8 protein-coding genes and 1 pseudogene are annotated in these 8,763 nt (G+C 70.3%); 6 read left to right on the plus strand and 3 right to left on the minus strand.

Annotated features, from left to right (window positions below; all coding sequences use genetic code 11):
- Both I55_RS00205 and I55_RS00210 read left to right on the plus strand, forming a co-directional pair.
- A pseudogene (locus I55_RS00205) lies at positions 1-254 on the plus strand (hypothetical protein); the annotation flags it as partial.
- An 18-nt stretch (positions 255-272) separates the two neighbouring features.
- Entirely contained in the window at positions 273-1,166 is an 894-nt protein-coding gene (locus I55_RS00210) for an alpha/beta hydrolase (protein ID WP_044558389.1), read from the plus strand.
- Here I55_RS00210 and I55_RS00215 read toward each other — a convergent pair.
- A complete protein-coding gene (locus tag I55_RS00215; RefSeq protein WP_044558390.1) occupies positions 1,163-1,642 on the minus strand; it encodes an N-acetyltransferase in 480 nt (159 codons plus the stop codon). The genes I55_RS00210 and I55_RS00215 overlap by 4 nt on opposite strands.
- A 160-nt stretch (positions 1,643-1,802) precedes the next feature.
- Here I55_RS00215 and I55_RS00220 point away from each other — a divergent pair, with 160 nt between their 5' ends.
- Together I55_RS00220 and I55_RS00225 are read left to right on the plus strand one after the other, a co-directional pair.
- The gene (locus tag I55_RS00220; RefSeq protein WP_044558391.1) at positions 1,803-2,015 is read left to right on the plus strand and encodes a hypothetical protein; all 213 of its coding nucleotides are present in this window, start codon (positions 1,803-1,805) and stop codon (positions 2,013-2,015) included.
- Between the two features lie 13 nt (positions 2,016-2,028).
- Positions 2,029-3,657, plus strand: a complete 1,629-nt coding sequence (locus I55_RS00225; protein ID WP_083900716.1) for a RimK family protein — start codon at positions 2,029-2,031, stop codon at positions 3,655-3,657.
- 97 nt (positions 3,658-3,754) lie between these two features.
- Here the strand turns inward: I55_RS00225 and I55_RS00230 are convergent, their stop codons facing one another.
- Both I55_RS00230 and I55_RS00235 read right to left on the minus strand, forming a co-directional pair.
- Positions 3,755-4,138, minus strand: a complete 384-nt coding sequence (locus tag I55_RS00230) for a type II toxin-antitoxin system HigA family antitoxin (RefSeq protein WP_044558392.1) — start codon at positions 4,136-4,138, stop codon at positions 3,755-3,757.
- Between the two features lie 3 nt (positions 4,139-4,141).
- Complete coding sequence (locus I55_RS00235) at positions 4,142-4,438, minus strand: type II toxin-antitoxin system HigB family toxin (RefSeq protein ID WP_044558393.1); 297 nt, start codon at positions 4,436-4,438, stop codon at positions 4,142-4,144.
- A gap of 261 nt (positions 4,439-4,699) precedes the next feature.
- On the opposite strand from I55_RS00235, the gene secD reads away from it, so the two are divergent.
- Together secD and I55_RS32535 are read left to right on the plus strand one after the other, a co-directional pair.
- Positions 4,700-7,222 carry a protein translocase subunit SecD gene (gene secD, locus I55_RS00240; RefSeq protein WP_044558394.1) on the plus strand — a complete coding sequence of 841 codons (2,523 nt, stop codon included), beginning with the start codon at positions 4,700-4,702 and terminating at the stop codon, positions 7,220-7,222.
- Positions 7,223-7,724: 502 nt separating this feature from the next.
- The gene (locus tag I55_RS32535; RefSeq protein ID WP_148293499.1) at positions 7,725-8,720 is read left to right on the plus strand and encodes an EF-hand domain-containing protein; all 996 of its coding nucleotides are present in this window, start codon (positions 7,725-7,727) and stop codon (positions 8,718-8,720) included.
- Positions 8,721-8,763: the final 43 nt, after the last annotated feature.

Raw genomic sequence — 8,763 nt, forward strand, 5'->3', positions numbered from 1 at the left:
CGCTGCGCCGCCTGCAGCAGGGCCGCACCACCGTGGTCATCGCCCACCGCCTGTCCACCATCGTCGATGCCGACCGCATCTATGTCATCGATGGCGGCCGGGTGGTGGAATCCGGCACGCATGAGGAACTGCTGGCGCTGGACGGCGCCTACGCCCGCTTCCACGCCTTGCAGGCCGGTGGCGGCCATGGGGCCGTGGCGGAGCTGGACGCCGCCCCGGCCCCGGCCGCCGGCGCCCTGTCGGCGGCGGGCTGAGGCCATGCGGGGGCCGGCATGATCCCCACGCTGGCCGTCATCCTGGCGCTCTGCTTCGCCACCCTGGTCGGCGCCCTGGCGCGCGGCGGCGGGGCCGCCCTGTTCACCACGCCGCGCCATCCCGACCCCGGCGCCCCGCCCGATGGACCGGACGGCACCCCGTCGCCCCTGCGCGCCGTGGCTTATGCCGCGGCCGACGGCAGCCTGCTGGCCGCCTGGGCGGCGGATCCGGCCAGCCCGGCGCGGCCCACCGTGCTGATTCTGGCCGGCCCCGGCCAGGGCAAGGCCGGCCTGCTGGCCCCCGCCCTGGCGCTGGCCCAGGGGGGCTACGGCGTCTTCCTCACCGCCCGCCGCCCGGCCTCCCTGATCCCCAAGGCCGGCTGGGGGGAGGCCGCCTTGCTGGCCGATGCCCGCGCCGCGCTGGACCATCTGACGGCGCGGGGCCTGTCCGGTTCCCGCCTGGTCATCCTGGGGGTGTCGGCGGCGGCGGCCCTGGCCCTGCATATGGCCTGGGAGCGGCGGCCGGCGGCCGTGGTGCTGGCGGCCCCGCCCACCTCCGGCGCCGACCTGCTGGCGGCGCGCTGGCATCTGCCCCTGCTGTCCGGCCTGGCGGCCCATCCGCTGAAGGTGGTGGAGCGCCTGCGGGCCGCCGCCCCCGCCTGTTCGCTGCTGGTGCTGCACGGCCTGGCGGACGGCGTGGTGCCGCCGGCCATGGGCTGGGCGGTGTTCACGGCGGCCCCGGAGCCCAAGCGGGCCGCCTGGATCAAGGGCGCCGACCATCTCACCCTATGGGAAAAAGGCGGCACCGAGGCGCTGCTGGACTTCCTGGCCGGGCGGCGCGGGCCGGCGACGACGCTGGACCAGGAGGCGCCATGGCGGGCGCCGGGCCTGCCCGTGCCCCGTAAGCCCTAAACGTACCGTCGCAGCCGGAAGGCGTGGGAGCCGTCGGCGTAATAGTTCTCCTCCACCGAGGTCTGGTGGAAGCCCAGGCGGTCGTACAGCGCGCGGGCGGCCGCGTTCTCCGGATGCACTTCCAGCGACAGCCACTGGTGGCCGGTGGCGCGGGCCAGGTCCAGGGCGGCGGCCATCATGGCCTTGGCCAGGCCCCGTCCGCGTTGGCGAGGGTGCACGGCCAGGGAATAGACGCGCAGGCCCCGGTTGCCGACGCGGGACAGCAGCACGGCGCTGGCCGCCAACGTGCCGCCCGCCCCGTCGATCACCAGGATGTGCGCCGAGGGCCGCTCCAGCAGGCGCTTGAAGCTGCGCCGGCCCATGCGGTTGAACTCGAAGCACAGGGCTTCCAGGGCCAGCAAGGCCTCCAGGTCGGCCGGGGTGGCGGGGCGGGGCACCGTGAAGGGGCCGGCGGGAAGGGAGGCGGACGTTGTCATGATGGGGAAGGTAAGGGAGGCGGCGCGCCAGGGCCTAATTAAAAGCCCTTTATCTTCGCGCGCCGGCATTGCCATGGAGATTTAATGCCGGGTGCCCGGACACTGGGGGCACCACGGGCGACCTTCCGCGCCGTGGGATTTCCCAGAAAGGGACACAGCCATGGCACGCACCATCGTCATCGAACGCGGGCCCGGCGGCCTGTGGGCCGCCCATGACAGCGCCGGCCTGATCGGCGGCGTCTTCACCGAGCAGCGGACGGCCGTCACCTTCGCCACCTTCCAGCCCGACCACCCCACCGTGCTGCTGCGCGCCGGCGGCCCCTCCGGCCGGCCGCCGGTGGTGCGACCGCGTCTGTCCAGCAGCCGGCTGTGAGGGGAGGGGCGTCATGCCGGATGGTTCCCCAGCAGAGCGTTCCAGGGCGGCCTCCCCGTCCAAGGCCTTCCCCGTGCGGACCCTGGCCCCCGCCGCCGACTTGGTCGTGGTGGTGGAGCGGCGGCGCGATTTCCGCTGGCCCGACCCGGCCGGCCGGGTCATGACCGCCGGCGCCTACGTCGCCGCCGCCCCCGGCCGGTCCCGCCGGGTCATCAACCTGTGCCGCCATGCCGACTATCTGTCGGCCGGCTACTACGCCTCCCTGCTGGCGGAGGCGCGGGGCGACCGGGTGACGCCGGCGCTGCGCACGCTGGCGGACTTCACCGCCAAGGCCGACCTGGCCGACAGCCTGGCGGACCTGAACCCCGTCCTGGCCGGCCTGCCGTCCCCGCTGGCGGGCGGCAACCGCCGCGCCGCCAACCTCTATTTCGGCCGCACGCCGGAGGCGGGGCTGCCCGATGTCGCCGCCCGCCTGTTCCAGCGGCTGGATTGCCCGCTGATGCGCCTGACCCTGGCCTACCGGCCGGACGCCGGCTGGCGCATCGCCGGCGTGGCGCCCCTGGGCACCGACGCCGTGCCCCGGGAAGACGACGCCTTCTTCCTGGAGGCGCTGGAGGCCTACGCCCACCGGCGTTGGCGCCAGCCGCGCGGCCCGGCGGCGCCGTCGTTCACCTTGGGCGTCCTGCACGACCCGGCCGATCCCCTGCCGCCCAGCAAATCCACGACCCTGGCGCATCTGGCCCGGGTGGGCGCCGACCTGGGCGTGCGGGTGGAGGTCATCGGCCGGCGCGATTATCGCCACCTGGCGCGGCTCGACGGCCTGTTCATCCGGGAGACGACGGCCGTGCCCCACCACACCTTCCGCTTCGCCCGCAAGGCGGAGGCGCTGGGCATCCCGGTGGTGGACGACCCCACCAGCATCCTGCGCTGCACCAACAAGGTCTACCTGGCGGAAACGCTGGCCGCCCACGGCGTCGCCACCCCCCGCACCCGGCTGGTGACCCGGGCCACGGTGGCGGAGACGGCGGCGGCCCTGGCCTTCCCCGCCGTGCTGAAGGTGCCCGATGGCGCCTTCGGCCTGGGCGTGGAGCGGGTGATGGACGTGGATGCCTTCCATCGCGTGGCGGCGGCCTTGCTGGCCCGCTCCGACATCATCCTGGCGCAGGACTATGTGCCCACCGCCTTCGACTGGCGGGTGGGCGTTCTGGGCGGGGAGGTGCTGTTCGTGGCGCAGTACCACATGTGCCCGCGGCACTGGCAGATCGTCCGCCACGCCGCCGACGGTAGCTATGACGAGGGGGCGACCCGGGCGGTGGCCGTGGCCGACACGCCCCCGTCCGTGCTGGCGGCGGCGCTGAAGGCCGCCCGCCTGATGGGCCGGGGCCTCTACGGCGTGGACCTGAAACAGACGGCGACGGGAGAGGTCGTGGTGATCGAGGTGAACGACAACCCCAACCTGGACGTAGGGGCCGAGGACCGGGCCGCCGGCCCCGTGCTGTGGCGCCGCCTGCTGGGCCATTTCCTCACCCAGGCCGGCCGCACGCCCGTGCCTGGCAGCACCAGCCTGTCCCCGGCCGACGTGCCGGCGACGGAACGCGCCGCACTGGCCCGCGCGGCGGCGGTACGGGCGGCCGTGGCGTAAGACAGGCCATCCATTCCGGACAGCCCGCGCTCGGGAACGGCTCCCCGGCGCGGGCTTCTTTAGAGCGGGACGCGATCACGCGTGATCGCGTCCCGCTCTAATCGGCCAAGGCCCGGCCGCGCAAGGGGTAGGGCTGGACCAGGATGTCCGCCGATATGCCGAGGTGCTCGCTCAGCGCCCGGATCATGGGCAGGGTCAAGGGACGTACCCGGTTCAGTACCTCCGCGACCCGGCCGCTGCCGCCGATCAACCCTTTCAGCGCGGCCCGCCCCGTTCCCATCTGGTCCAGACGGAACAGGATGGCGTCGATGGGGTCCGGCGGTGTCATCGGGCTGGTCGCCCGCTCATAGGCTTCGGCCAGGGTGATCAGGATGTCCAGCCGGTCGCCTTCCGGCGTGCCGGGCTGGGCATGCCAGAGCGCCTCGATTTCGCGGTGCGCGGCGGCCAAGTCGTCGTCGGTGTGGATGGGTTTGATGTCCATGGTTCAAATGGTCTCCACATCGATGGCGTCGTATTCGGCATGGGTGCCGACGAAGCGTATGTAGATGGTCTTGAAGCCGTAGTGCACGAAGACCACGAGGCGGTACTTGTTGCCGCCGATATTGAACACGACACGTTCGCCCACGAAGCTGGCGGTGGCATAGCGGGCCTTGATGTCCGCCGGGCCCGTCCATTGGGCCTTCGCCGCTTCAGCATACCAGGCCTCCAAGGGGCCGCGGCTGTCTTCCCGCCCACGTTTGACCCAATGGGCCTGCAAGGATTTGTGGGCGATGATCCGCATGATTGGAGAGTAGGTCGCTCCCATGATGGGAGCAAGAGAAAACTCCCACCTTGGGAGCGGCCGGGGGGTGGAGTATGGCTGGGCCGGGGGCGGGCAACGTTGGCGCACGCTTTTTTGGTTGGAAGCGTGCGGGGGTGCGGGTATTCAAGGCGCTTGGTTTAACCGGCCCGTGGTGGGTGTTCCGCCGGGGCCGCCTGTTCCCTGCGGCGGAAGTCCCCACATGAGCGGGCCCCGCGCCAGGTTCCAAGGACGTCTTACCCTATGCTGCGCTTTTCACCGCTCAAGTCCGCGCTGATCGCCCTGGTCTGCTTCCTGGGGGTGGTCTTCTCCCTGCCCAGCCTGGTATCCAAGGACTACCTGCCCGGCTGGATGGCCGACCGCCATGTCAACCTGGGCCTGGACCTGAAGGGCGGTTCCTACCTGCTGCTGCAGGTGGACAGCGACGCGGTGGCGAAGGAGCGGGTGGAAAGCCTGACGGATGAGGCGCGCACCGCCCTGCGCACCGCCAAGATCCAGGGCGCCAGCTTCACGCCCGCCGGCCGCGCCGTGGCCATCGCCTTCGCCAACGCCGATGATGTGGAGGCCGCGCGCAAGGCCTTCGGCCCCATCGCCACCGCCACCACCGGCGGTGGCGTGCCCGAGGTTGACCTGCGCGTCGATGGCCAGACCATCACGCTGACCCTGACCGACGCCGGTTTCAAGGACCGCATCGACAAGGCGATGGCGCAGTCGCAGGAGATCGTCCGCCGCCGTATCGACGAGACCGGCGTGAACGAGCCGGTGGTGGCCCGTCAGGGCGGCGACCGCATCCTGGTGCAACTGCCCGGTGTGGAAGACCCCGGCCGCATCAAGCGCCTGATCGGCCAGACCGCCAAGATGACCTTCCGCCTGGTGGTGCAGGACGAACCCGTCCGCGCCGATGGCGTCGCCCCCCCGGGCACCCAAGCCCTGCCGGTGGTGGACGGCCGTGGCGAGCGCAAGATCCTGGTGCGTAAGAAGGTGGAGGTCGATGGCGCCAACCTTACCGATGCCAGCCCCACCACCGACCAGAACGGCCGCTGGGTGGTCAGCTTCCGCTTCGACAGCATCGGCGCCCGCCGCTTCGCCGAGACCACGACCAACAACGTGGGCAAGCCCTTCGCCATCGTGCTGGACGACAAGGTCATCAGCGACCCCGTCATCCAGGAACCCATCACCGGCGGCCGTGGCCAGATTTCCGGCAGCTACACCGCGCAGACGGCCAATGACCTGGCGGTGCTGCTGCGCGCCGGCGCCCTGCCGGTGCCGCTGACGGTGGTGGAAGAACGGACCATCGGGCCGGAGCTGGGTGCGGACAGCATCAAGGCCGGACTGACCGCCGTGGCCGTGGGCTTCGCCCTGGTGGTGGTCTACATGCTGGTCAGCTATGGCATCTTCGGCGTCTTCGCCAATATCGCGCTGCTGTGCAACCTGTTCCTGACCCTGGCCCTGCTGGGCATCCTGCAGGCCACGCTGACCTTGCCCGGCATCGCCGGCGCCCTGCTGACCCTGGGCATGGCCGTCGACGCCAACATCCTGATCAACGAGCGTATCCGGGAAGAGCTGCGCAAGGGCGCCACGCCGCTCGGCGCGCTTGAGGCCGGCTTCTCCAAGGCCTACGCCACCATCACCGACAGCAACCTGACCACGCTGATCAAGATGGCCATCCTGTTTTCGGTGGGCACCGGGACCATCAAGGGCTTCGCCGTCACCATCAGCCTGGGCATCATGACCTCGATGTTCACGGCCACCGTGGTGGCGCGCGCCATCACCGCCAGCTGGTTCCGCCGCTTCCGGCCCAAGACGCTGACGGTGGGCACCCGCCTGCGCCCGGCGCCGGACCACACGAACTTCCAGTTCATGCGCGGCCGCTACATGGGCATCGGCCTGTCGGTGTTCCTGTCGCTGGCGTCCGTCATTCTGTTCTTCAAGCCGGGCCTGAACTACGGCGTCGACTTCGCCGGCGGCGTGGTCATCGAGATCCGCACCGAGGGCCCGGCCGACTTCTCCAAGCTGCGTTCCAAGATGGAAACCTTGCACCTGGGGCCCGTCCAGCTGCAGCAGTTCGGCTCCCCCTCCGATGTGCTGATGCGTCTGGAGCAGCAGGCCGGCGGCGACGCCGCCCAGCAAGGGGCCGTGAAGGCGGTGCAGGAGGAGCTGAACAAGGACTTCCCCGGCGCCGTCATCCGCCGGCAGGAAGCCGTGGGCGCGTCGGTCAGCGCCGAGCTGTTCCACGACGGCATGCTGGCCCTGGGCCTGGCGGCCATCGCCATGCTGGGCTACATCACCTTCCGCTTCGAATGGCAGTTCGGCATCGGCGCGGTAGTGACCATGCTGCTGGACGTGACGAAGACCGTGGGCTTCTTCGCCATCACCGGCATGCAGTTCAACCTGACCTCCATCGCCGCCATCCTCACCATCATGGGCTACTCGATCAACGACAAGGTCGTGGTCTACGACCGTGTGCGTGAGAACCTGCGCCTTTACCGCAAGATGCCGCTGCGGGAGCTGATCGACCGCAGCATCAACGAGACGCTGAGCCGGACCATCGGCACCTCCCTGGCCATCTTCCTGGTGACCGTGCCGCTGGCCCTGCTGGCGGGGGAGCAGCTGCGCGAATTCGCCTGGGTGCTGCTGTTCGGCATCGTGCTGGCGACGTCCTCGTCCATCTTCATCGCCGCCCCCATCCTGCTGTTCCTGGGGGAGAAGAGCCTGCGCCGGCCCACGCCGGCCGATGGCGCCGCTGCGGCCAAGCCCGCGGAATAAGACCGGCGTCCAAGGCTGACGCCCAGAGCGGGATGCGATCATGCGTGATCGCATCCCGCTCGTAACCTGTTCATGATAGAGCGGATTTACACGATCAGGTGATTCCACCTGATCGCGTTCCGCTCTAATGCCGAACGCCGCGGGGGCTCCTCCCGCGGCGTTTCGCATTTCGGGGGGGCGCGCCTGGGCAATGGGTGTGCCAGTTAAGGAATTCAATAAAAACAGACGTTTGCGAATTTGCACGGAATAAATTTGCAAGGAAGTGGGCAGGAATGGCCCGCCCGTGGGCAGAAATTGCCGGGGAGATTTTGCCGATTCATTTGCATGGGTGTTCAGTGATTTCGCTGATCTTAATCAAAGCCTAATGATTACAGATCGGTAACTGTTGGTCCCCCGGTTGCGATGCTGTGGCCCCGTGCGGTTGCGCACGCCCTGGGACGGGTCGGGGGGCACTTCGACGGCCTGGCTTCAGGGTTCCTTCAAAAGGGGAGCACCCAATGCCATGACTTCCGTCTCCGCCTCCGGATCCTCCCAGTCGCTATACAGCGCCTGGCAGGCCCGCTGGGCGTCGCAGATGCAGGCTACGGCCAGCGCCGACGACGCCAGTTCCACCTCCACAACGTCAACCGGTACCGCCACCGACGATGCCGCCGCCCTGCTGGGCGGGTCATCGTCCGGTACTTCCGGGGCTGGCGTCTCCGGCAGCCCTTACAGTTTCCAGATGGGCAGCCTGCTGGTGACCATCCAGGACATCGGCAACAGCGACTCTCAAGACACCTCCGCCAGCGGTTCGACCGGCGGCATGGGTGGTCCGCCCCCGGGGCCGCCGCCCGGCCCCCCGCCCAGCGACAACGGCGGCACCGACGGCACGGACGGCACCACCACCGATCCGCTGATGAGCCTGATGCTGCAGACCGCCTTCGGCACCTCGGGCACCACTACCGACGGCACGTCCACGGATGGCACCTCGGCGGATGGCACGTCCACCGGCACCACCAGCGGCATCTCCAAGTCGGCGTTCGAGTCAGCCTTCGGCAGCGGCACTGGCGCCACGGAGCTGGCGGACAAGGTGTTCGCGCAGCTGGACAGCGATGGCGACGGCACCATCAGCCAGTCGGAGGCGCAGACGGCGCTGAAGTCGGCGGGCGGCGGCCACCACGGTGGTGGGCATCACCACCACGGCGGCGGTGGCGGCATCGGCGGCGCGTCGTCCAGCCAGTCCTCCACCCTGCTGAGCGACAGCGGCACGGACGACACCGACCCGACCTCGGCCGCCAGCCTGCTGGGCGCCCTGGACGGCACCACCGCGTCCTCCGGCACCACCGCCACGGCCAGCACGGGCACCACCAGCGCCACCACGGCCACGGCGTCCAGCAGCAGCGGTGCCACCGGCAGCAGCGTGACCATCGATGGCGTCACCATCGACACCAGCACCATGCTCAGCGGCTCCGCCCTGGCCTTCATGGCGCAGTTGCAAGGCCAGCTGGGCGCCGCGTAAGCGCCTGTCGCCTTGATTTGGGTGCCGCCCCCAAAAGCGGGGG

Origin of the sequence: Azospirillum sp. B4 (assembly GCF_000333275.1) — a bacterium.
Lineage (GTDB): Bacteria > Pseudomonadota > Alphaproteobacteria > Azospirillales > Azospirillaceae > Nitrospirillum.

Excerpts from the sequence above, each read along its gene's own strand:
- I55_RS00215 (WP_044558390.1), bottom strand. The coding sequence starts at position 1,642 with ATGACAACGTCCGCCTCCCTTCCCGCCGGCCCCTTCACGGTGCCCCGC.
- I55_RS00235 (WP_044558393.1), bottom strand. The coding sequence starts at position 4,438 with ATGCGGATCATCGCCCACAAATCCTTGCAGGCCCATTGGGTCAAACGT.
- I55_RS00230 (WP_044558392.1), bottom strand. The coding sequence starts at position 4,138 with ATGGACATCAAACCCATCCACACCGACGACGACTTGGCCGCCGCGCAC.
- I55_RS00220 (WP_044558391.1), top strand. The coding sequence starts at position 1,803 with ATGGCACGCACCATCGTCATCGAACGCGGGCCCGGCGGCCTGTGGGCC.
- I55_RS00225 (WP_083900716.1), top strand. The coding sequence starts at position 2,029 with ATGCCGGATGGTTCCCCAGCAGAGCGTTCCAGGGCGGCCTCCCCGTCC.
- I55_RS00210 (WP_044558389.1), top strand. The coding sequence starts at position 273 with ATGATCCCCACGCTGGCCGTCATCCTGGCGCTCTGCTTCGCCACCCTG.
- secD (WP_044558394.1), top strand. The coding sequence starts at position 4,700 with ATGCTGCGCTTTTCACCGCTCAAGTCCGCGCTGATCGCCCTGGTCTGC.
- I55_RS32535 (WP_148293499.1), top strand. The coding sequence starts at position 7,725 with ATGACTTCCGTCTCCGCCTCCGGATCCTCCCAGTCGCTATACAGCGCC.